This is a genomic window from Hymenobacter sp. 15J16-1T3B (assembly GCF_020711235.1).
Classification (GTDB): domain Bacteria; phylum Bacteroidota; class Bacteroidia; order Cytophagales; family Hymenobacteraceae; genus Solirubrum.
Genome location: NZ_JAJFAV010000006.1, coordinates 58,001 through 81,066, shown reverse-complemented (window position 1 = coordinate 81,066; position 23,066 = coordinate 58,001). Strand labels below are relative to the sequence as shown.

The window sequence follows — 23,066 nt, the reverse complement described above, 5'->3', positions numbered from 1 at the left end:
AGCGCCCCGCAGGCAGCTTGTCAATCACATAATTTTCCGGCCGCGGCTTAGCCGGGCACGTTGGCTCGCTGCCGCCACAGCCGGTAGGAATACAGCGTCGGGCCGAGGGTGGCCGTTACCAGCAACGCCAGCACCACCGGAAACCCCCAAGCTGCCGGCAGCAGCCAGCTCAGCGGCAGCCCCAGCAGCCCGGCCACCACCATGGCGCGGCCCGCCACCCGGTGCGTGTGCTGCCACACCACGGGGTCTTCCAGCGTCCAGGGCGTGCGGATGCCGGCGAAATAGTTGGGGGGCACCGTGACGATGTAGTTACCGAGCAGGACCCACATGCCGCACAGCACCAGCAGCGTCAGGCGCAAATCCGCGTGGCCGACCACCGTGGCGTGGGTAACCGAAATACCAATGGCGGCCAACCCCGCCATCACCGCCAAGACCAGCTTCTGGTAGTTGCTGTTGATGGCCAGCTGCTTCTTGGGGTCGATGTACGGCACCAGGAGCAGAAACAGGAACGTTGGCACCGGCATGCCCGCCAGCAGCCACAGGATGCTCGGGCTGCCCATGCGGTCGGGCTCACCGGCCAGGTTGAAATGAATGGGCACCTGAGCGGGCAGTTGCGGCCAAATCAGGGCCAAATCCACTACCGGCACCAAGGTCATGGCGCCGGCGACGATGAACCATAGATACTTTTTCATGCGAAATCAGGCATTATCGGCGGGTTTGAACTGCAGCAGCCAGCTGATGACTTCGTCAAACACCGTCATGTTGAGGGTATAGGTGATAAACTGGCCCTGCTTCTGGCTGGTCACCAGGTCGGCCTGCCGGAGCAGGTCGAGGTGGTGCGAGATGCTGGGCTTGGACATGGCAAAGCGGTCGGCTATTTCGCCGGCGGTCAGCGGCCGTTCGCGCAGGTGCTCAAGAATGGCGCGCCGGGTGGGGTCGTTTAGGGCTTTGAAAAGGGCGTTCAAAAAGCAGCGTAAAATATTTAGACAAACATCTAATTACTTACACAAACAACCAAGACCTGCGGGTTAAATATTTAGCCTATCAAATCAGAGGCTTGGCAGCACAGAAACACACGCGAATTCGCGCACGACCCCGCATTTTTAAGGGCCCTTGACTGGCATATTGCATGCTCACGCTATATTGCCCCTTCACCCCGAAGGCTGCATGCACGTACTTCTGCCCATCTTATTTGCCGCCGTCATGGGCCTGGGCCACGCCTTTGAGCCCGACCACCTGATTGCCGTCAGCCAGCTGGTGGCCCGGCGCGAGAGCACGCTGCTGGCGGTGAAAGACGGCCTGTACTGGGGGCTGGGCCACACCACCATGCTGGTGGTGCTGGGCAGCATCATCTTGTTCGGCAAGCTTACGCTGCCGGCGGGCGGCTATTTCGAAGCGCTGGTGGGGCTGGTGCTCGTTGGCCTGGGCATCGGCCGGCTTACCAACCGGGCCAACTTCGTGCCGACGCGCGCCGCCCGCAACCCGCACGCCTGGGCCTACGCCATTGGGCTGCTGCACGGGCTGGCGGGCAGCGGGGTGCTGGTGCTGGCCGTGCTCGGGGAGCTGCGCAGCCCTTGGCTGGCCCTGGCCTACGTGCTGGTGTTTGGGCTGGGCTCGGTGGTGGGCATGTTCGGAGCGGCCGGGCTGATGCACGTGCCCTTCACCCGGCGCATGCGCCTGAGCCGCGCCCTCACCGGCTCGGTGGTAGCCGTGTCGTCGCTCATCAGCATAGCCTACGGCGGCTGGATGGTCTACCAAAACCTCTGGCTCAATGGGCAAATGGCCCACCTGCTAACCAGCTGACTGCCACCCCCCGCTTTACTGCTGCCCCATCCCCTTCCGCGCCATCAGCCCAGCCATTCACCCTCTTTGCCCAGTTCTTCCCATGCACCTCTCGCCCAAAGACCTCGATAAGCTGGTGCTGCACCAAGCCGGCTTCGTGGCCCAGAAACGCTACGCCCGCGGCCTGCGCCTGAACTACCCCGAAGCCGTGGCCCTGCTGGCCACGCAGCTGCTGGAGTTTATCCGCGACGGGGAATCGGTGGCCGGGCTCATGGACAAGGGCAAGCAGATTCTGGGCTTGCAGGACGTGCTGGAAGGCGTGGCCGCGCTGCTGCCCGAGGTGCAGGTGGAAGGCACCTTCCCCGACGGCACCAAGCTCGTAACCGTGCACGAACCCATCTGCCGCGAAACCGGCTCGGCCGAGCTGGCCCTCTACGGCTCGGGCCTCACGCGCCGGGAACAGACGGCCTCGCCCGACACGCTCATCAACGCCGCGCCCGGCGAGTACCTGCTGGCCGAGGCGCCGCTGACCTTGAACGAAGGCCGCGCCACCGTGGAAATTGAGGTGACCAACCTGGGTGACCGGCCGGTGCAGGTAGGCTCGCACTACCCCTTCTTCGAAACCAATGCCCGCCTGCAGTTCGACCGCGCCGCCGCCTATGGCTACCGGCTCAACATCCCGGCAGGCACGGCTGTGCGCTTCGAGCCCGGCGAGCGGAAACGCGTGACGCTGGTGGCGCTGGCCGGGGAGCGGGTGGTGTACGGCGGGAATGGGTGGATTGACGGGGCGCTGGAAGCGACCGGGGCCCGGGAAGCGGCCTTAGCCAAGCTTCCCCGCTAAGCCGTCTGCAACTCTGCGTACTACCATGGAAAGACTGAAGGAGGCGTTAGGATTTGCGGTGGCCGCTTTGGTGCTGGGTAGCTTTCTATTGCTGGCGCTTCCGTTTATTCCGTTCCTCCTGGCTTACAATTACCTGGAAGAGCGGCAGTTCCAACGGCGCTACCAACGTTTCCTGCTGGCCGCCAATGGCACGGAGTTCTTCTGCTACAACAACCGCAAAAGTAGCGTGGCTTTTGCTCAAGAACAGATAGTGCCGCTGCTGGAACCGGCGGTGCGCGTCGTGTTCGTGGAGGGCAGCGCGGTTAGAGCCGGTGCGGACAAAGCCTTCATTTCCCGGATGCTGGCCGGCGTTCAGGAGCGCAAAGGCTTTCCGTACCTGCTCAAGATTGTCGACGGGCAGGTTCTTGCTTACTCCGTGAACAACCAGTTCTACAACTGCCTAGTCCAGCACAAACCACTGGCGCCGCTGCTGGCCACCATTCACGCCTTTTACCAGTCGCCGGCCCTTTTTCTGTCGAAGTAGCCTATGTCCCTTTCCCTTGACCGGCGCGCTTACGCCGACATGTACGGCCCCACGGTCGGCGACCGGGTGCGCCTCGGTGACACCGACCTTGTGATTGAAGTCGAAAAGGACTACTGCGTGTACGGCGAGGAATGCAAGTTCGGCGGCGGCAAGGTGCTGCGCGACGGCATGGGCCAGGCCGCCGGCATCAGCCAGGCCGAGGCGCTGGATTTGGTCATCACCAACGCCCTCGTGCTCGACTACACCGGCATCTACAAGGCTGATATCGGGGTGAAAAACGGGCGGATTTCGGGCATCGGCAAGGCCGGCAACCCCCACATCATGCCGGGCGTGACCGAGGGCATGACGGTGGGCGTGACCACGGAAGTGGTGGCCGGCGAGGGGCTCATCCTCACCGCCGGCGGCATCGACTGCCACATCCACTTCATCAGCCCCCAGCAGATACCCGAAGCCCTGGCCTCGGGCGTGACGACCATGGTGGGCGGCGGCACCGGCCCGGCGGCTGGCACCACGGCCACCACCTGCACGCCCGGCGCGTTTTACATCGAGATGATGCTCAAGGCCACCGAGGGTTGGCCGCTCAACTTCGGCTTCCTGGGCAAGGGCAACTCGGCCAAACCCGAGGGCCTGCGCGAGCAGGTGGAAGCCGGCGCGCTGGGCTTCAAGCTCCACGAGGACTGGGGCACCACGCCCGCGGCCATCGACCAGTGCCTGAGCATCGCCGAGGAGTACGACGTGCAGGTGTGCATCCACACCGACACGCTCAACGAAAGCGGCTTCGTGGAAACCTCCACGGCGGCGTTCAAGGGGCGCACCATCCACTCCTACCACACCGAGGGCGCGGGCGGCGGCCACGCCCCGGACATCATCAAAATCTGCGGGGAGCCCAACGTCATTCCGTCGAGCACCAACCCCACGCGGCCCTTCACGGTGAATACCATCGACGAGCACCTGGACATGCTCATGGTCTGCCACCACCTCGACCGCAACATTCCCGAGGACGTGGCCTTCGCCGAAAGCCGCATCCGGGGCGAAACCATTGCCGCCGAAGACATTCTGCACGATATGGGCGCGCTAAGCATCATTTCGTCGGACTCCCAGGCCATGGGTCGGGTGGGCGAGGTCATCACGCGCACCTGGCAAACGGCCCACAAGATGCGCCAGCAGCGCGGCCAATTGCCCGAGGACGCCGGCAGCGGGCACGACAACTTCCGCGCCCGGCGCTACGTGGCCAAGTACACCATCAACCCCGCCCGCGCCCACGGCTTCAGCCAGGAAATCGGCTCGGTGGAAGTGGGCAAGCTGGCGGATCTGGTTCTGTGGAAACCGGCCTTTTTCGGGGCCCGGCCCGAACTGATTCTTAAAGGCGGCATCATCGTGCAGAGCCAGATGGGCGACGCCAACGCCTCTATCCCCACGCCCCAGCCCTCGTTTTCGCGCCCCATGTTCGGCGCCTTCGGCCAAGCCATCGGCCAGACGTCGATGGTGTTCGTGTCGCAGGCGTCGGTGGCGCACGTGCAGCAGCATTACGGGCTAAGCAAGCAGGTGGTGGCGGTGCGCGGGTGCCGCACGGTGCAGAAAAAGGACATGGCTCTGAACGATTATCTGCCCAACATCGAGGTGGACCCGGAAACCTACCGCGTCACCGTCGACGGCCAGCACCTGACCTGCGAGCCGGCCACCAAAGTGCCACTGGCCCAGCTGTACAACCTGTTTTAGTGCTTGGTGGGTAGTGCCAGGTGATTGGTTTTTGGTGGCCTTTCGGTTCCCATACTTTCCGCCTTCGCCATACTCTTCCCCTTGAACATCACCCAGCACGAAGCGCCACCAACCACGCACCAACCATGCACTTCGCTCGCCTGCTGCACCTTGTGGACTCGGCCATTCCGACGGGCTCCTTCGCCTACTCGTACGGGCTGGAGAGCAGCGTTACGTTCGGGCTGATTCGCTCGGGCTTCGAGCTGCGCCATTACCTGTACTCGTTTTTGCAGCAGGCGGCCAGCCTGGAGCTGCCGTTTCTGCTCTCGTGCAGCCACCACGCCAGCCTCGACGCGGGCCTGCGCCCCGTGGCCGAGGAGTACGACGCGCTGCTGCTGGTGCCCGCGCTGCACCGCGCCAGCCTCGCCCAGGGCAAAAACTGGCTGCGCCTGCTCGAATCCTTCTACCCCGAGGCCGCGCTGGACGCCATCGGCGCTTGGTTCCGCGAGACCGAATTGCCCCTGCACTTCGTCCCCGCGTTCGGCCTGGCCCTGACGCGCCTGGACTTTCCCGCCCCCGACATCCAGGCCATGTACCTGCACATGGCCCTGCGTGACCAAATCAGCGCGGCCATTCGCCTGGGCGTCATCGGCCCGATGGAGGGCCACCGCCTGCAGCACGATTTCTACGCGGTGTTCGACGAACTGCTGGCCAGCAGCGCCGGCCGGGGCTACCAGCAAGCCACCCGCTCAGCCTTTCTGCTCGACACGGCCCAGAGCCTGCACGACGACATTTACTCCAAGCTGTTTCAGAACTAACGGTGCCCGTCATGTCGAGCTTGTCGAGACTTCTCGCGGGTTGATGTCTGATCGTAGACCCAATAAGATGCCTCGGCGGCGCTCGACACGACCGCCTTTTCCTAAGTCTTTCCTCCAATGGCCTTCGTCGACAAACTCGCCCTTCTACTCCACGGCCACAACCCGCACGAATACTACGCCTCGCCCGGAGACTTTCACGCCCGCGACACCCGCCAGCTCCCCTCCTACCGCAACTTCCGCAAGCGCGCCTTCACCGTGGGCATTGGCGGGCCGGTAGGCACTGGCAAAACGGCCCTGCTACGCGCCCTGTGCGAGCGGCTGCGCGCCGACTTCGAGCTGGGCGTGGTCACCAACGACATTTTCACCCGCGAAGACGCCGAGTTTCTTACCCGCCACAACGCCCTGCCGCCCGAGCGCATCGTGGGGGTGGAAACCGGGGGCTGCCCCCACGCGGCCATCCGCGAGGATATTTCCCTGAACATGGACGCGCTGGAGGGCCTCATGCAGCGCTTCGGGCAACTCGATTACCTGTTCGTGGAAAGCGGTGGCGACAACCTCGCCGCCCACTTCAGTCGCGAGCTGGTCGATTATTCCATCTACGTCATCGACGTGGCCGGCGGCGACAAAGTACCGCGCAAGGGCGGGCCCGGCATCACGCAGTCGGATTTGCTGGTCATCAACAAAATTGACCTGGCCGAGCTGGTGCGCGCCGACCTCTCGGTGATGGACCGCGACGCCCGCAAGATGCGCGGCGAGGGGCCCTTCGTCTTCGCCCGCGCCCTCGACGGCCACAACCTGGACGTCATCATCGAGCACATTCACCAGGCCAAGGCCCGCGCCCTGGCGTCCGTGCGCGAAGACCGCCGCTAGCACGGCATTGCCAGCAGCGGCCCGGTTGGGCGACGTTGCGAGCGAAGCGTGGCAACCGAAGGAAGGCATAGCCAATCCTCCGGCCAGCGGCACGACGGCCCCGCTGGCAAAAGCTAAAACCGGCAGCGCCCGAAACTGAATGCTACAGTCTCGGGCGCTGCCGCTTTCAGGTAGTAGGGATTGTAGCGGCAGTGCTACTAGAGGAACGGTTGCTGCGCTTCGCTTGCAATGACGGCGGGGGCTGCCGTTCTACGTCCTGGCAATGACAGCAAGTGCCGGCACGGGCTAATACTTGCGCGTCCAGGGGTTGTGGCCGAGCACGTCGTCGGCGGCAACCAGCTGCATGAGGGCCTCGCACAACGGCTGCAGGTCGAGGCGGGAGCGGGCGGCGGCGCGCAGCACGTACACGTCGGGGCGGGCCGCCACCACCGTCAGGACGCAGGCGTGCGCGGGCAGGTGAAAGCCCAGCTCCTGGCGGGTGGGCATCTGCAGGGCCAGCAGGGCCGCCCCCAGGCGCTCAAACCGCGCTTCGCCGGGCGTGCCCACCAAGTACACCGACAGCGTGGTCTGGTACTGCTGAAAATTGGCCGGCGAGGCGGCCACGTGGGCCGCGGGCTCGAAGCTAAACCGGTCGAGCACGCGCAGGCGGTCGGCGCGGCGGATGCGCAGCTCGGCGTGGTAAGCCCCGAAGGCAAACCGCTCCCCGGCGTCGGTGCGGCCGGCCGTAAACCAGTCGGCCAGCAGCAGCAGGGCGTCGGTGGCCAGCTGCCAGCTTTGCGCCTGCCGGTAGCGGCTGCCGGCCTGCGGCACCACCGGATCGGGAAATACCACGGCCACGGCCCCGGCGGCCAGCTCGCCCTCTATCAGCTGCTCGGCCACCATCCCATCGGGCGACTTATACACTTTGGTGCTGGCCTGGGTGCCCACGAACAGGCGGGCACCGGCCGCGGCGCGTACCCGCAGCCGAATGGCGTCGCCGGCCAGCATGCCGCCGCCGTAGCTGGAGAGCATGACGTGGCAGCTGCCGCCCGCGGCGCGTGGGTTGAGCAGCTTCAGCGGCTGCACGCTGCGGCTGCGCACCAGGCGCGAGTGCCCGCGCACCAGCGCCACCTCGATCAGGCTCCACGTTTCGCGGGTTGGCACCGTTGGCGGCGCAAGTGGGGTTGATGGCATCATGAGCAGCGAATATCCGGTTTTCCGGCGCAGAATGCGCGGCCGGCGGGGCGCGGCCTGGCCGGCCGCCGTGCCGTTGCGCGCCTGGGCCAGCAGTTGCCGCGTTGCGGGTATTCCTTTTACCTTGCCGCGGTTGGCCGGTCGGTGCCACCGGCCGGGGTTTATGTACTATTTGAACGCAACTACGCATGCCGCAGGATCTGGTCAGCATTGAAGAAACGGGGACGCTGGGCGTCCAGTACCTGAAGCATTACTGGTCGCGGGCCCTGGCCCGGCGCGGCGGCGCACACATCGAGTCCACCGCGCAAAGCTGGCGCTTCGACAACGTGCTGCTGAACGGGCTGGGCCTGCCGCTCGAAGAAACCGTGCAGTACCTGCTGCGGATGGCGCCGAGCTTCGCCGAATTCGAGGACTGGGTGCTCGGCAAGCACAACGGACAACTCGATCCGCTGCAAGTGGCGCGCCTCAACAGCCTGTTTTCGGGCCAGCCCTACCCGGACGCGCTGCAGCGCAGCCTGCAGGAAATCGAGCAACTGGACGACGTGCTCAGCCCGGCCGACCTGGCGTTTTGGGACGAGCACGGCTACGTGATTGTGCGCGGGGCCGTGTCGAAAGAGCAGGCCCGCGCCACCGAAGAAGCCGTGTGGGAGGCCCTGGGTATGCATCCGCAGGACCCGGCCACGTGGTACCAGAAGCCCATCGGCAAGGGCATCATGATGGAGTTCTACCACCACCCCACACTGCGGGCCAACCGCGAGTCCAAGCGCATCCACAAGGCCTTTGCGCAGCTCTGGCACACGGCCGACCTGTGGAAAACCACCGACCGCACGAGCTTCAACCCGCCCGAAACGCCGGCCTTTCCCTTTCAGGGCCCGCACCTGCACTGGGACATGAGCCTGGAGCCGCCCTTCCGCTTCGGTACCCAGGGCCTGCTCTACCTCTGCGACACCCCGGCCGAGCAGGGCGCCTTCTGCTGCGTGCCCGGCTTTCACCGCACCCTGGAGCCCTGGCTGGCCAGCCTGCCCGCCGGCACCGATGCGCGCCAAGTCAACCTCGACGCGCAAGCCGTGCCCATTGCCGCCGAAGCCGGCGACTTTGTCATCTGGCACCACATGCTCCCGCACGGCAGCAGCCCGAACCGCGGCCGCTACCCACGCATTGTGCAGTACCTGAACATGTACCCGGTGGAGTTCAAGGAAAACATGGCGTGGCTGTGACCGGACCCGGCCGGGCTCGTCCGGCCAGTTGTGTTTACTTTACAGGTGCTCCCTTTACTTACCCCAGCCATGACTCACCCCCAGCGCCTACCCCGTAAAGCCAAGTCCGCGGCCCTGTTTCTGGTTGTGCTGCTCGTCGTGCTCGGCAGCAGCGTCTGGGAAAAGCGCCTGATGCACGCCATGAACACGTCGGCGGCGTCGCTGTACCAAGACCGGCTGCTGCCGGCCACCGGCCTGTTTCAGCTCAACGACCTGATGTACACCAAGCAGCAGCTGCTGGCCAGCTACCTGACGCGCCCTTCGGCCGCCCGGCAGCACTACGTGCAGGTGCAACTCGGCGGCCGCAACGTGGAGGTCGACTCCATTCTCAACCGCTACGAAGCCACTTACCTCGTGGCCGAGGAAACGCGGGTGTTCGGCACCCTCAAGGCGCGGCTGCGCTCCTACAACGCCCTCGAACGGGAACTGCTGACTGCGGCTGGCCCCGCCGACCCGACGCAGACGCGGCGGCTGGAGCAGCAGTTCACGCGCATCCACAACGACCTGACCTGCCTCAATCAGATTCAGCAGCGGGTCGGCGAGGAGCTTTCCAAAAGCTCCCAAAACATGGAGGTGGACGCCGGCTTGGTCAGCAACCTGAAAATCGTGGTGCTGGTAGTCGTTACGCTGCTAATCCTGCAGGCGCTGCTGCTCGACCGGCACCCGCTGCTCCCGAAGAGCACGAAGAATTTCCGGCTGAACTAGTTGCCTCCGAGCTTGATCAGCGGTAGTTTCCGATAAAACACGAGCGGCGCCTGATGCATCAGGCGCCGCTCGTGGCTTCAGCTGGTTGGGGCTGCTACTTGCCCGCTTCCACTTTGGTATCGATGCTGAGCTCCTTGAGCTGAGCCGGCGAAATTTCCGAGGGCGAGTCAATCATCACGTCGCGGCCGGAGTTGTTTTTGGGGAAGGCAATGAAGTCGCGGATCGAGTCGGCGCCGCCGAACATGGAGCAGAGGCGGTCGAAGCCGAAGGCAATGCCGCCGTGGGGCGGAGCGCCGTACTCGAATGCATTCAGCAGGAAGCCGAACTGCGCCTCCGCTTCCTCGGGCGAGAAGCCTAGCAGCTCAAACATGCGCGCCTGCACGGCCCGGTCGTGGATGCGGATGGAGCCGCCGCCGATTTCCACGCCGTTGATGACCAAGTCGTAGGCGTTGGCGCGCACCTGGCCGGGGTTGGTGTCGAGCAACGGAATGTCCTCGGGCTTGGGCGAGGTGAAGGGGTGGTGCATGGCGTAGTGGCGGCCGTCCTCCTCGTTGAACTCCAGCAGCGGGAAGTCGACCACCCACAGCGGGTTGAAGTCTTCCTTGTTGCGCAGTCCGAGGCGCTGGCCCATTTCCAGGCGCAGCTCGTTCAGGGCCTTGCGCGTCTTGTCGGCCGGGCCGGCCAGGATGAGCAGCAAATCACCCGACTGGGCGCCGAAAGCCGCTTTCCACTGCTGCAGTACTTCCTGGCTGTAGAACTTATCCACCGACGACTTCACCGTGCCGTCGGGCTCCACGCGGGCGTACACCAGGCCGGTAGCGCCGACTTGCGGCCGTTTCACGAAGTCGGTTAGCTCGTCGAGCTGCTTGCGGGTGAAAGAGGCGCAGGTGGAGGCATTGATGCCCACCACCAGCTCGGCGTTGTCGAACACCGGGAAGCCCTGGCCCTTGGCTACGTCGTTGAGCTCCACGAATTGCATGGCGAAGCGCGTGTCGGGCTTGTCGGAGCCGTAGAGGCGCATGGCGTCGGCGTAGGTCATGCGCGGAAACTCGCCCGGGTCGAAGCCCTTCACCTCCACGAACAGCTGGCGCGTGAGGCCCTCGAACGTGTTGAGAATGTCTTCCTGCTCCACGAAGGCCATTTCGCAGTCGATCTGGGTGAATTCCGGCTGGCGGTCGGCGCGCAGGTCCTCGTCGCGGAAGCACTTCACGATCTGGAAGTAGCGGTCAAAGCCCGACACCATCAGCAGCTGCTTGAACGTCTGCGGCGACTGGGGCAGGGCGTAAAACTGGCCGGGGTTCATGCGCGAAGGCACCACAAAGTCGCGGGCGCCTTCCGGGGTGCTCTTGATAAGCACCGGCGTTTCCACTTCCAGAAAGCCCTGCCCGTCGAGGTAGCGGCGCACCGACTGCGCGAGGCGGTGGCGCAGCTCGAGGTTGCGGCGCACGGGGTTGCGGCGCAAATCGAGGTAGCGGTACTTCATGCGGGCCTCGTCGCCGCCGTCGGTGTCGTCTTCGATGAGGAAGGGCGGCAGCTTGGCCGCGTTGAGCACCGTCAGCGCGGTGGGGCGAATTTCAATGTCGCCGGTGGGCAGGTTGGGGTTTTTGGAGTAGCGCTCGGCTACCGTGCCCGAGATGCTGACCACAAATTCGCGGCCCAGCTCGCGGGCCTGCTCGCGCAGTTGTTCGGCTTCCACGCCCTGCTCAAACACCACCTGCGTGATGCCGTACCGGTCGCGCAGGTCGAGGTAGAGCACGGCGCCCTTGTCGCGGGTGCGCTGCACCCAGCCGCAGAGGGTGACAGGCTGACCAACATGTTCCTGGCGCAATTCGCCGTTGGTGTGGGTTCGGAGCATAATCGAAGCAGTAGGCCCGCACGCGCGTCGGTGGCGGGCAAGGTGGAGCCGCTCGGCAGCGGCCGGACAATCAAATCAGGAGCCGGCAAAGATAGGAAGCCGCGCGCCCGATTGGCACGTACAAGGCGCGTTGTGCAATTTGGCCCGGAATGTGCATCGGGCCGCTCGGCCTACCTTTGCGGGGCCGTACCTTGTCATTTCACTTGTTGTCTGCCCCCGGCAGAATACCTTTTCCGCCCATGAAACGCGCTGCTTACCTGCTCGCCGCCACCGCCCTGCTCACCGTTTCGGCCGCCCAGGCCCAGACCAAGGTCAAAACCAAAACCAAGTCGGAGACGACCGGCACCGAAATTAAATCCAAGTCGGGCGCCGAGCCGCTGGTGCTCGACGGCGGCATCAAGCGCGTGGAGACGCTGTCGGGCATCGACGTGTTTCCCAAGCCCAACTCCAACGCGGTGCTGCTGAGCTTCACCCAGCAGTTCACCAAGCCCGGCACGCTCACCATGACCAACTACAAGAAGGCCGTGGTGTACCAAACGGCCCTGGACCCGGCCACCCACACCGGCGCCCCCGTCGACCTGGGCCACATTCCGGCCGGCACCTACCTGGTAGAAGCCAAAATCGACAACTACCTGTACTGGAAGAAGGTGAACATCAAGTACCCCGCCGCGCCGGTGTCGAGCACCAAGAAGAAAAAGGGCCTGTTTTAATCGGCTCTGGACTGATCGATCAGAACGTCCCTTGAACGTCATGCTGCGCTTGTCGAAGCATGACGTTCTTTTTCGCTCAGCCCTCACCCTGCGCAATCGGCTACGCCGTGCTGCGGACTCTCGGCTGCGCTCGGCATGCCGTTCTGCTCGTTTTGCCCGGCTACCTCCCCCACCCCGAAATTTTCCCGCTGCCGGCTGCGTTACTTTGCCGCCGATGACTGCCATGAAAACCGCTTTGCCCCGATTTCCGCGTACCCTTTTTGTAGCCCTGCTTTTGCTGGCGCTGGCCGCCTTTGCCCCGCCCAAGCTGAAAAAGGTGCAGGTAGCCAAAAACCTTACCGTCGGGCTGCCCGCCGACTTTCAGCCCCTGCCCGACGACGCCATTGCCAGCAAGTACCCGGCCGTGCGCAAGCCCCTGGCCGTGTACAGCAACCCGGCCGGCCGCATCGACTACAGCATTGCCGCCCGGCAAACCACGTTCAGCAGCAAGGATTACGGCCTGCTGCTCAAGATTTACGAATCGAAGCTCAAGAGCACCTACTCCAAGGTCGACGTCATCACCCGCGACATCAAAACCATCAACAAGCGCGACTTCATGGTGCTGGAGTTTGTCTCGACCCTGGCCGACAACCGCCGCGGCCGCGAAATGATGGCACCGCTGCGCCGCTACGAACTGATGCAGTACGCCATCGAGGGCGACCAGCAGTACGTGTTTCACTTTATCTGCCCGGTGGAAGAACAGGCCCAGTACCAGCCCGTGGCGCAGGCCATCATGCAGAGCGTGGAGTTGAAATAAGCCTGCTTGCCTGCGCCAAGAGCGTGAACTGATCAAATTGGTCATCGTGAGCAAAGCGAAGGACCTTATCCCATCGAAACGAGTCGTTGTAACGAGTATCGTTTTGGTGCGGTAAGGTCCTTCGCTTTGCTCAGGATGACAGTTCCTGGGAAGCCGTAGCCCCAGACGCTTTTTTCACAGCTGGTTGTAGGCCCGAATCAAGCCCATGAACCCGTCGCGGTAGGCGTCGCCGACGGGGAGCAGGCGGCCGGCAATCTGCACCTTGCCGCGCTCCACGTGCTCGATGCGGTTCAGCGCCACCAAAAAGGATTTGTGGATGCGGGCGAAGCGCTGCGGGGGCAGCACCTCCTCCACGCGCCGGAAGGACTGTAGGGTGAGGATTTTGCCGCTCTCGGCGGTGTAAATCATCAGGTAGTCCTTCATGCCTTCGATGTAGAGGATGTCGTCGAAGGCCACGCGCTGCAGCCGGTGCTCGTTCTTGACGAACATGGCATCGGCCGCCGCGGGCGGTGTTTCCGCGTGGGCAACGGGTGCGGAGGCGGGCTCAGCCGGTGCGGCCGGCGTATCGGCCGGCACAAAGCTGTGGTAGAGGCGGTTGGCCGCTTGCACGAAGCGCTGGAAGCCGATGGGCTTGACCAGGTAATCGGCCACGCCCAGCTCGTAGCCCTGCACGGCGTACTGGTCGTAGGCGGTGGTGAGCACCACGCGGGTACGCCCGGGCGGCAGAATCTGGGCCAGCTGAATGCCGGTGAGACCGGGCATTTCGATGTCGAGAAACACCACGTCGACGGGGTGCGTCTGCAGGTAAGCCAGGGCCGACATGGCGTCGTGGAAGGTGGCCACCAGCTGCAGAAACGGCAGCTGAGCGCAGTAGCGCTGCATGACGGCGGTGGCCAGCGGCTCGTCGTCGACGGCGACGCAAGTGAGCACGCGGGTGGGCGAAGCGGCGGCAGAGGCGGTTTCCATGGGGCAGAAAAGGCGGCTAGGCGGAAGCTAGTTGGGCAGTGGGCTGGGGCGCAAACGCGGCCTCGGCCGGGGTGAGCAGCAGGGTGAGCGTGGCGCGGTAGGTATCGGGCGTTTCCTCCACGTGCAGACCGTAGCGCGTGGGGTAGAGCAGCTGCAGGCGGCGGCGCAGGTTGCTCAGGCCCACCCCGCCGGGCTGGGCCGGGCCGGGGCGCGGGGCCCGGCGGCGGTTGTGCACCGCAAAGGTGAGCTCCTGCCCGCGCAGGCCCAGCTCCAGCTCCACGGCGTGAGGGCGGGCCGTCAGGTCGCCGTGCTTGAAGGCGTTTTCCACCAGCGGCAGCAGCATCATGGGCGCCACGGGCAGGCTGGAGGCCGCCAGCTCGGGCGCCACGCGGAAGGGCAGACTCTCGGGGCCGGCTCCGGGCAGGCGCAGCAGCTGCAGGCTGAGAAAGTTTTGCAGGTGCGTCACTTCCTTGTGCAGCGGCACGGTGTCGGTGGCCGATTCGTAGAGCAGGTAGCGCATCAGATCGGCCAGCTGCAGCACGGCGGTAGCGGCGGGGGCTTCCACGTCGTGGGCCGTGGCCAGGGAGTAGATGTTGTTGAGCGTGTTGAAGAGAAAGTGCGGGTTGATCTGAGCCTTGAGCAAGCTCAGCTCGGCCGCCAGGTGCTGCCGCTCCAGCTCCTGCTGCTGCCGCTCGGCCTGCTGGCGGCGGCGCTGCTCGCGCTGGTGGTCGTGGCCCAGGCGCAGGTAAATGCCCAGCAGCATCACCAGCAGCGTGGCCGGCACGATGTTTTTGCCCGAGGTGCGGTTGGTGCCCCGCCCGGCTTGCTCCGCCGCCGACGCCGACTTGTACCCCTCGCGGTAGCCGGCGCGCAAGCCCGCCAGAAACGAGTCGGACGCGGAATCGGGGTGCGGGGCCACGTCGACCTTGCTGGGCACCACCGAGGGCATCAGCCCCAGGGCCACGTTGGTGGTCAGGCGCAGCAAGCCCGTCACCGTCACGGCCAGCAGCACCACCAGCAGCAGGCGCAAGGGCTTTTGGCGGTCGAGGTGACGGGGCACCACCACTTTCCAGGTGAAGTAAAACAGCCCGGCGTAGGTCAGCACCGTCAGGGCCAGGTCGGTGAGCATCAGCGGCCACGACCACCCGGCGCGGTCGTCGATAACCCAGCGCACCCCCAGCCGCAGCAGGTTGGTGCCAAGCAGCAGCAGCCACACCAGCGCGTGAATGCCGCGCGGAATGGCGCCCGGTGCGGTGGGCCGCAGCCACCACGCGGCCAGGGCCGAGGCGCTGCGCTTCATGAATTCAGCCATAGACAATGCAAAAGAAGCCGCGCCCAACGCCCAGGCTGGGTCGCCGCGGTACACGAAAATAGCCAGCCTACCGGCAACCCGCCCGTGGCAATCGACCAACGGCAGCCGGGGCCGGGGCCAACCGCCCCGGTTGCCCCCGCAACGCCGCCCCGGCGCCGGGGGCCCGCCGCGGGGTGGCGTTGCGGGCGGCGGCGGCGGCGTTGGTCGATTTGGGCGCCCCCGGGTGCAGGGCCGGCTTAGGTTTGCCCATCCTTCCTCCACCTCCCCAGCCATGCCCCTGTCCCGCCTGTTGCTCCCGTTCCTGCTGCTGATCAGTACCGTGGGAACCCGGGCCGGGGTGGTGCAGGGCCGGGTGACCGATGCCCAGAGCCAGCCGCTGAGCTTTGCCAACGTGGCCGCCCGCGGCACCGACCGCAGCGCCGCGGCCAACGAGCAGGGCCGCTATCAGCTGCGCCTGCCGGCTGGCCGCTACACCCTCGCCTTTCAGTACGTGGGCTACGCCGCCCGGCTGGAGGCCGTGCGCGTGCCGGCCGGCGACTCGGTGCTGGCGCTGGACGTGGCCCTGACAGCTGAAAATTACCGGCTGGGCGAGGTGGTGGTGCGCGCCCCAGGCCGCGACCCGGCTTATGAGCTGATGGAGCAGGCCATTGCCTGGCGCCGCTACCACCAGCGCGAAGTGGCCGCCTACCAGGCCCGCGCCTACCTCAAAACCGTGGTGGGCCTGACCGAAATGCCCAGCTCGCTGCTCGGCGCCAAGCTGCCCCCGCCCCCGCCGGGCCTCGACCCGCGGGTGCTGCGCCTGGAGGAAACGGTGTCGGAGCTGCGGTTCCGGCAGCCGGGCCCGGCGCAGGAGCGGGTGATTTCGACGCGGGTGAGCGGACGCAGCCAGGAGTTTGGGAGCGGCGGGGTGGCGGCGGTGCAGATGGACCTGTACCAGAACCTGCAACGGGCCAGCTTCGCTCCCCGCGGCATCGTCTCACCGCTGGCCGACGGGGCGCTGCTGCACTACCGTTACGAGCTGGTGGGTAGCAGCACCGAGGCGGGACGGCTGATTCACAAGATCCGGGTAGCGCCGCGCCACCCGCAGGACCCGGCTTACTCGGGTTTTATCTACCTGGTCGACGGCAGCTGGCACCTGCACAGCGTGGCCCTGAGCCTGGACCGGAGCGTGCTCAAGGACCTGGAAAGCCTGCACGTGGAGCAGCAGTTCATGCCCGCGCCCGGCGCCCCCGAGGTGTGGGTGCGCCAGTCGCAAAAGCTCACCTTCGGCCTTTCGGTGTTCGGCTTCAAAGTGCAGGGCACCTTTCACGGCGTGTACCTGAGCTACCGCGACGTGGTGCCCGCCTTCCCGCGCGCTCAGCCCGCCCCGGTCGCTGCCGCCTCCGGCGCAGTCACGGCTGAAACGCCCGCGCAATTCGCCGCCGCGCCCCGCCGCGCCGCCCTGCGGCGGCTGACCCGCCAGGCCGCCCGACCGGCCGCCTCCGATGCCGACGCCCTGCGCCCCGGCGAGGTGCGGCGGGTGGAAACGGGCGCCAATGAACGAAGTGCCGCCTACTGGGACGAGCTGCGCCCGGTGCCCCTCACGGCCGATGAGCAGCGCCACCACCGCAGCCAGGACAGCTTGGAGCAGCGCCGCCAGTTGCCGGCCTACCAGGATTCGCTGGACCGCGTCTTCAACCGCTTCCGCCCGCTGACGGCTGCGGGCGGGGGCTACCGCTACCGCCGCACCCGCCGCCAGCACGACTTCGCCACCCTGCCCCTCGACCAGTTGCTGCAGTACAACACGGTGGAAGGCGTGGTGCTCCACGCCAGCGGCACCTACCAGCAGCGCTACGCCGGGGGCCGCCGCCTGATGCTGACGCCCACGCTGCGCTACGGGGCGGCGGCCCGACTGCTGAGCCCGCGCCTGGCCGGCCAGTACCTGTGGCAGCCCCAGCGGCTGCGCACGCTGCACTTCGCCGCCGGCCGCAGCATCCTCGACTTCAACGACCGTACCCAGCTCACGCCGGCCTACAACACCTATTACACGCTCTGGCGCAACGAAAACTACGCCAAGCTCTACCAGCAGGACGCCGTGGCCGCCGGCCTGAGCGGGGAGCTGGCGCGCGGCCTCACGCTGCGGGCTGACTTGAGCTATGCCGACCGCCAGCCCCTACGCAACCACACCGACCGCCTCATGTTGGACGTGCCGGGCCGCCGCTTCACCCCCAACGAGCCCGTCAGCGTGGAGCTGAACCTCGCCCCCATCACCCGTAGCCAGGCCTTGCTGGCCGAAGCCACGCTGAACTGGCAGCCCGGGCAGCGCTACCTCACCCTGCCCGACCGCAAAGTGGTGTTCGGCTCGCGCTACCCCACCCTGCAGCTGCACGCCCGCCAGGCGCTGCCCGTGCTCGGGGCCGACGTGCGCTACCTGCTGGCCGAAGCCGGGCTGCGCCACACCCAGCGCCTGGGCCTGCTGGGCCAGAGCACCCTGACGGCCACCGCCGGCGGCTTTGTGTGGGCAAGTCGGCTGCAGTTTATGGACTACCGTCACTTCGCCGGCAACCGCCTGCTGCTCACCTCCGTCTTCGCGCAGTTCCAGCTGCTCGACTACTACCGCTTCAGCACCCGGCAGCGCTTCGTGGAGGCCCACTGGCAGCACGGCTTCCAGGGCTTTCTGCTCAACAAGGCACCCCTGCTGCGCCAGCTCAAGCTCCAGGAAATGCTCACGCTGCACTACCTGCACACGCCCGCCCTGGGCCAGTACGCCGAAGTGGGCGCGGGCCTGCAGCGCGACTTTTTGCTGCTTCACGCCCGGGCCGATGTGGTAACCACGCTGCGCACCACCCAACCCCGCGAAACGGGCCTGCGGGTGCGGCTCTGGCGCGACCTGTAGCCCTGAAGGGAAATGAAATGCGGATATCCGGACAACGCCGCTGCCCGATCTGCTATCTTATCCCCGATTCTTTCAATGCCTCTTCTACCTCCAACCTCTTTGCGTGCATGGAACTGCTGATCGAACACCTCTCCAAAACCTACCCCAACGGCACCAAGGCCCTCAACGACGTGAGCCTGCGCATTGAGCCGGGCATGTTCGGGCTGCTGGGCCCCAACGGCGCCGGCAAGTCCTCGCTGATGCGCACCATCTCCACCCTGCAGCAGGCCGACGCAGGCTCGATTCAGCTCGGCGACATCGATGTGCTGCGCCAGCCCGAGCGGGTGCGGCAGGTGCTGGGCTACTTGCCGCAGGAGTTTGGGGTGTACCCGAAGGTGACGGCCGCCGAGCTGCTCGACCACTTTGCCGTGCTCAAGGGCCTCAGCAACAAGGCCGAGCGCAAGCAAATGGTCGACGCGCTGCTGCAGCAGACCAACCTCTACAACGTGCGCAACAAGAACCTGGGCGGCTACTCCGGCGGCATGAAGCAGCGCTTCGGCATTGCCCAGGCCCTGCTGGGCAACCCGCGCCTGATCATTGTGGACGAACCCACCGCCGGCCTCGACCCGACGGAGCGCAACCGCTTCCACAACCTGCTGGCCGAAATCGGCGAGGACCGCATTGTGATTCTGAGCACGCACATCGTGTCGGACGTGTCGGATTTGTGCCGGCAGTTTGCCATCATCAACAAGGGGCAGGTGCTCTATACCGGCGACCCGCTGCGCGCCATTGAGGAAATGCGCGGGCAGATCTGGCGCCGCACCATCCGCAAGGACGAGCTGGACAGCTACCAGCAGCAGTTTTCGGTGATTAGCTCGCGCCTGTTTGCCGGCCAGACCATCATCCACGTGCACAGCCTGGCCCAGCCCGGCAATGGCTTCGAGGGCATCGAGCCTACGCTGGAAGACGTGTATTTCGCCCGCATCCACGCCGCCGAGCAGGTGGCTGCTGCTCAGGTGAACGGCTAAAAAACGCCCGTCATCCTGAGCAGAGCGAAGGACCTTATGCCCGCTGAACGGCAGGCGTCGGATAGTTACTATCTGACGTGGGAAGGTCCTTCGCTTTGCTCAGGATGACGGGGACAACCACGACGCGACCATGTTCCTCGAAATATTCCTCTTCGAACTGCGCTACCGGCTGAAGCGGCCGGCGACGTACATCTACTTCGGGCTGCTGGCCCTGATGGCCTTTCTGTTCATGCTGGCCATTGCCGGCGCGTTTGGCGTCAACGTGACGGTGGGCGGCGCCTCGGGCAAAATGCTGGCCAACTCGGCCTACCAGATCAACACCCTGCTGACGGTCATCAGCCTGTTCGGGGTGTTCATCACCTCGGCCATGATGGGCACGCCGGTGTTCCGCGACTTCGACCACCGCACCCACTCGCTGTACTACACCGCCCCGATTACCAAGACCGGCTACCTCGGCGGCCGCTTCCTGGGCTCGTTTGTGGTGACCATGCTGGTGTTTCTGGGCGCGGCCCTGGGCGCTTGGCTGGCCACCTTCTGGCCCACCATCGACCCGGAACGGCTGGGGCCCAACCGGCTGGCGAATTACCTGCTGCCTTACCTGCAGTTTGTGCTGCCGAACGTGTTCTTGACCGGCGCCATCTTCTTCACGGCGGCCACGCTCACGCGCTCGGCCCTGGCCATCTACCTGGGCGGGGTGCTGTTTCTGGTGCTCTACACCATCAGCGGCACCTTGCAGCAGGACATGGACAACGAAACCCTGCGCAGCCTGCTCGACCCGCTGGGCGGCCAGGCCATCGACCTGACGCAGCGCTACTGGACGGTGGCCGAAAAGAACACGCTGCTGCTGCCCTGGAGCGAGTGGGTGGTGCAAAACCGCCTGCTCTGGCTGGCCGTGGGCCTGGTGACGCTGGGCGCCTGCTTTGCCGTGTTCCGCTTTTCCTTCGCCAACGCGGCCGACTCGGGCCCGCGCCCCAAGGGTGCCCTGGGCGTGGCCGAGGCGCCGGGCAAGCTGGTGCTGCCGCGCGTCACCCCGCACTTCACGGCCGGGCTGGCCTGGGCCCAGCTCAGCCGCCTGCTGCGCCTGGAGTTCCTGAGCACCGTGCGCAGCGTGTACTTCATCGGCATTGCCGGGGCGGGCGTGCTGTTTTTGCTGATTTCGGGCCTGCAGGTGGGCAAGATGTACGGCACCAACACCTTCCCCACCACCCCGCAGGTGGTGCAGCTGCTAGCCGGCACCTTCGCCCTGTTCCAGCTCATCATCATCACCTTCTACGCCGGCGAGCTGGTGTGGCGCGAGCGGGACAGTAAGGTCAACCAGATCTACGACGCCATGCCCATGCCCGCCTGGGTGCCCTTCGCGGCCAAGCTGGGCGCGCTGATGGCCATTCAGGTCATCTTGCTGGCGGTGGTCATGCTCTGCGGCATCCTGCTGCAAACGGCCAAGGGCTACTTCGACTACGAGCTGGACGTGTACGTGAAGGAGCTGTTCGGCTTCCGCCTGGCGGGCATGCTGGTGCTCTGCGTGCTGGCCATGCTGGTGCAGGTGCTGGTGAACAACAAGTTCCTCGGCCACTTCATCATGATCCTGTACTACGCCCTGAACATCTTCAAGGGCACGCTGGGCATCGAGCACAACCTGCTGTTCCCGAACGCCGGCCCCTCGGTGCTCTACTCGGCCATGAACGGCTACGGGCATTTCGTGTGGCCCTACGTGGCCTTTAAGCTCTACTGGGGCGCCTTCGCGGTACTGCTGGCCCTGGCGTCCTCGCTGCTCTGGCCCCGCGGCACCGAAACGCGCTTCTCCTGGCGCTGGCAGCAGGCCCGCTACGGCTTTTCGCCCGCCTTGGCGGCCGTGGCCGGGGCGGCGCTGCTGGCTTTTGCGGGGCTGGGCGGCTACATCTTCTACAACACCAACGTGCTGAACGAGTACCGCACCTCCGACGAGGGCGACGAGCTGACCGCCGCCTTTGAGCGCAAGTACAAGCGCTTCGAGAAGGCCGCGCAGCCGCGCATTTCGGCCGTCAACGTGAACGTGGACATTTTCCCTCAGGAGCGCGACGTGCGCTTCCGCGGCAGCTACTGGCTGGTCAACCGCACCCGGCAGGCCATCGACTCGGTGCACCTGATGGGCGCCAGCGACGCCGAGGTGAAGCAGCTGGCGCTGGGCCGCCCGGCCAAGGAGGTGCTGCACGACCAGATCGGCGACGCCGACTACCGCATCCTGCGCCTGCAGCAGCCCCTGCAGCCCGGCGACTCGGTGCAGCTGAACTTCGACCTGGCCTACACCAACCCCGGCTTCCAGAACCGCGGCTCCAACACGAGCATGGTGTACAACGGCACCTTCGTCAACTCCCAGCTACTGCCCCACATCGGCTACCAGCCCGAGTATGAGCTGGGCGACGACGACACGCGCAAGGAGCAGGGCCTGAAGCCCAAGCCGCGCATGGCCGCGGTGAACGACTCGGCGGCGCGCATGAACACCTACATCAGCAACGACGCCGACTGGATTCGCTTCGAAACCACCGTCAGCACCTCGCCCGACCAGCTGGCCATTGCCCCGGGCTACCTGCAGAAGGAATGGACCAAGGACGGGCGCCGCTACTTCCACTACAAGATGGACGCGCCCATCCTAAACTTCTACTCCTTCCTCTCGGCCCGCTACGCGGTGTACAAGGACCGGTGGAACAACGTGCCGATTGAAATCTACTACCACCCCGGCCACGAGTACAACCTCAAGCGCATGGCCCGGGGCGTGAAGGAAGGCCTGAGCTACTACACCTCGCACTTCGGCCCCTACCAGCACCGGCAGGTGCGCATCCTCGAATTCCCGGGCTACGCGGGCTTCGCGCAGTCGTTCCCGAACACGATTCCCTTCTCCGAAAGCATCGGCTTCATTGCCGAAGTCGACTCCACCGACCCCAAGGACATCGACTACCCGCTCTACGTGACGGCCCACGAGGTGGCCCACCAGTGGTTTGCCCACCAGATCATCGGCGGCAACGTGCAGGGCTCCACGCTGATGTCGGAAACGCTGAGCCAGTACGGCGCCCTGATGGTGATGAAGCACCTCTACGGCCCGGAGAAGATGAAGAAATTCCTGCGCTACGAGCTGGACGACTACCTCTCGGGCCGCGGCTTCGAGCAGAAAAAGGAAGTGCCGCTGTACCTGGTCGAAAACCAGCCCTACATCCACTACCGCAAGGGTTCCTTGGTGATGTACGCCCTGCAGGACTACATCGGCGAGGACGCCGTCAACGCCGCCATCCAGGAGTACCGCCAGCAGGTGGCGTTCCAGCGCCCGCCCTTCACCAACTCGGTGGAGTTCATCGGCTACCTGCGCAAGCACACGCCCGACTCCCTGCAGTACCTGGTGACGGATATGTTCGAGAAGATTACGCTCTACGAGAACAAGGTCGACTCGGCCTCCTACCGCAAGCTGCCCAACGGGCAGTACCGCGTGCAGTTCACCGTCGACACCAAGAAGTTCTACGCCGACTCGCTGGGCAACGAAACCGCCGCCAAAACCCAGGATTTCGTCGACGTGGGCATCATGGGCCGCGAGAAGGACAAGGCCGGCAAGTGGCACGATGTGCCCGTGCTGGTGCAGAAGCGCCGCCTGCGGCCCGGCCGCAACCGCATCGAGCTGACCGTGCCGCAGAAGCCCGAGCGCGTCGGCATCGACCCCTTCAACAAACTGATCGACCGCAACCCGGACGACAACGTGAAGATTCCGGAGGAGAAGAAGGCGTAAGCTGACTTTTCCGTCGAGAAAAAGCCCCGCATCGGTTGATGCGGGGCTTTTTTGTTGCCCAGAGGGCGAAGCGGCGTCTGCCCAACTCCCCACAGCTCAGCTACCGGAGCCATACCTTTGTGGCTCCA

General features: G+C 65.5%; 19 protein-coding genes. 13 read left to right on the top strand and 6 right to left on the bottom strand.

Annotation, left to right across the window (positions count from 1 at the left end; all coding sequences use genetic code 11):
- Positions 1 to 47: 47 nt before the first annotated feature.
- Both LJ737_RS11870 and LJ737_RS11865 read right to left on the bottom strand, forming a co-directional pair.
- A complete protein-coding gene (locus LJ737_RS11870; RefSeq protein ID WP_227765918.1) occupies positions 48 to 692 on the bottom strand; it encodes an SdpI family protein in 645 nt (214 codons plus the stop codon).
- Positions 693 to 698: 6 nt separating this feature from the next.
- Positions 699 to 965, bottom strand: a complete 267-nt coding sequence (locus LJ737_RS11865) for an autorepressor SdpR family transcription factor (protein WP_227765916.1) — start codon at positions 963 to 965, stop codon at positions 699 to 701.
- Positions 966 to 1,167: 202 nt separating this feature from the next.
- Between LJ737_RS11865 and LJ737_RS11860 the strand changes: the two genes are divergently transcribed.
- The 6 genes from LJ737_RS11860 (at position 1,168) to ureG (ending at position 6,532) form a co-directional block, all read left to right on the top strand.
- Positions 1,168 to 1,803, top strand: a complete 636-nt coding sequence (locus LJ737_RS11860; protein ID WP_227765914.1) for an urease accessory protein — start codon at positions 1,168 to 1,170, stop codon at positions 1,801 to 1,803.
- A gap of 82 nt (positions 1,804 to 1,885) precedes the next feature.
- A complete protein-coding gene (locus tag LJ737_RS11855) occupies positions 1,886 to 2,623 on the top strand; it encodes an urease subunit beta (RefSeq protein ID WP_227765912.1) in 738 nt (245 codons plus the stop codon).
- A 25-nt stretch (positions 2,624 to 2,648) separates the two neighbouring features.
- Complete coding sequence (locus LJ737_RS11850) at positions 2,649 to 3,146, top strand: hypothetical protein (RefSeq protein ID WP_227765911.1); 498 nt, start codon at positions 2,649 to 2,651, stop codon at positions 3,144 to 3,146.
- A gap of 3 nt (positions 3,147 to 3,149) precedes the next feature.
- Positions 3,150 to 4,865, top strand: a complete 1,716-nt coding sequence (gene ureC / locus LJ737_RS11845; protein WP_227765909.1) for an urease subunit alpha — start codon at positions 3,150 to 3,152, stop codon at positions 4,863 to 4,865.
- Positions 4,866 to 4,990: 125 nt separating this feature from the next.
- Positions 4,991 to 5,662 (top strand): urease accessory protein UreF, encoded by a 672-nt coding sequence (locus LJ737_RS11840; RefSeq protein WP_227765907.1) that lies wholly within the window; start codon positions 4,991 to 4,993, stop codon positions 5,660 to 5,662.
- Positions 5,663 to 5,779: 117 nt separating this feature from the next.
- On the top strand, positions 5,780 to 6,532 hold the full coding sequence (ureG, locus tag LJ737_RS11835; protein ID WP_262907912.1) for an urease accessory protein UreG: 753 nt from the start codon (positions 5,780 to 5,782) through the stop codon (positions 6,530 to 6,532).
- A gap of 285 nt (positions 6,533 to 6,817) precedes the next feature.
- Here ureG and LJ737_RS11830 read toward each other — a convergent pair whose 3' ends face one another.
- The gene (locus tag LJ737_RS11830) at positions 6,818 to 7,675 is read right to left on the bottom strand and encodes an urease accessory protein UreD (protein ID WP_227765904.1); all 858 of its coding nucleotides are present in this window, start codon (positions 7,673 to 7,675) and stop codon (positions 6,818 to 6,820) included.
- A gap of 218 nt (positions 7,676 to 7,893) precedes the next feature.
- Between LJ737_RS11830 and LJ737_RS11825 the strand changes: the two genes are divergently transcribed.
- Together LJ737_RS11825 and LJ737_RS11820 are read left to right on the top strand one after the other, a co-directional pair.
- A complete protein-coding gene (locus LJ737_RS11825; RefSeq protein ID WP_227765901.1) occupies positions 7,894 to 8,922 on the top strand; it encodes a phytanoyl-CoA dioxygenase family protein in 1,029 nt (342 codons plus the stop codon).
- Positions 8,923 to 8,991: 69 nt separating this feature from the next.
- The gene (locus tag LJ737_RS11820) at positions 8,992 to 9,666 is read left to right on the top strand and encodes an MCP four helix bundle domain-containing protein (RefSeq protein ID WP_227765900.1); all 675 of its coding nucleotides are present in this window, start codon (positions 8,992 to 8,994) and stop codon (positions 9,664 to 9,666) included.
- 94 nt (positions 9,667 to 9,760) lie between these two features.
- Here the strand turns inward: LJ737_RS11820 and aspS are convergent, their stop codons facing one another.
- Entirely contained in the window at positions 9,761 to 11,521 is a 1,761-nt protein-coding gene (aspS, locus tag LJ737_RS11815; RefSeq protein WP_227765898.1) for an aspartate--tRNA ligase, read from the bottom strand.
- A 239-nt stretch (positions 11,522 to 11,760) separates the two neighbouring features.
- On the opposite strand from aspS, the gene LJ737_RS11810 reads away from it, so the two are divergent.
- Entirely contained in the window at positions 11,761 to 12,231 is a 471-nt protein-coding gene (locus LJ737_RS11810) for a T9SS type A sorting domain-containing protein (RefSeq protein WP_227765895.1), read from the top strand.
- A gap of 223 nt (positions 12,232 to 12,454) precedes the next feature.
- The gene (locus tag LJ737_RS11805) at positions 12,455 to 13,027 is read left to right on the top strand and encodes a hypothetical protein (protein WP_227765893.1); all 573 of its coding nucleotides are present in this window, start codon (positions 12,455 to 12,457) and stop codon (positions 13,025 to 13,027) included.
- Positions 13,028 to 13,201: 174 nt separating this feature from the next.
- Here the strand turns inward: LJ737_RS11805 and LJ737_RS11800 are convergent, their stop codons facing one another.
- The gene (locus LJ737_RS11800) at positions 13,202 to 13,993 is read right to left on the bottom strand and encodes a LytR/AlgR family response regulator transcription factor (protein ID WP_227765891.1); all 792 of its coding nucleotides are present in this window, start codon (positions 13,991 to 13,993) and stop codon (positions 13,202 to 13,204) included.
- A gap of 16 nt (positions 13,994 to 14,009) precedes the next feature.
- Positions 14,010 to 15,305, bottom strand: a complete 1,296-nt coding sequence (locus tag LJ737_RS11795) for a sensor histidine kinase (protein WP_227765889.1) — start codon at positions 15,303 to 15,305, stop codon at positions 14,010 to 14,012.
- A gap of 271 nt (positions 15,306 to 15,576) precedes the next feature.
- Here LJ737_RS11795 and LJ737_RS11790 point away from each other — a divergent pair, with 271 nt between their 5' ends.
- The 3 genes from LJ737_RS11790 (at position 15,577) to LJ737_RS11780 (ending at position 22,938) form a co-directional block, all read left to right on the top strand.
- The gene (locus LJ737_RS11790; protein ID WP_227765886.1) at positions 15,577 to 18,180 is read left to right on the top strand and encodes a DUF5686 and carboxypeptidase regulatory-like domain-containing protein; all 2,604 of its coding nucleotides are present in this window, start codon (positions 15,577 to 15,579) and stop codon (positions 18,178 to 18,180) included.
- 107 nt (positions 18,181 to 18,287) lie between these two features.
- Positions 18,288 to 19,187 (top strand): ABC transporter ATP-binding protein, encoded by a 900-nt coding sequence (locus LJ737_RS11785; protein WP_227765884.1) that lies wholly within the window; start codon positions 18,288 to 18,290, stop codon positions 19,185 to 19,187.
- 130 nt (positions 19,188 to 19,317) lie between these two features.
- Complete coding sequence (locus LJ737_RS11780; protein ID WP_227765882.1) at positions 19,318 to 22,938, top strand: ABC transporter permease/M1 family aminopeptidase; 3,621 nt, start codon at positions 19,318 to 19,320, stop codon at positions 22,936 to 22,938.
- Positions 22,939 to 23,066: the final 128 nt, after the last annotated feature.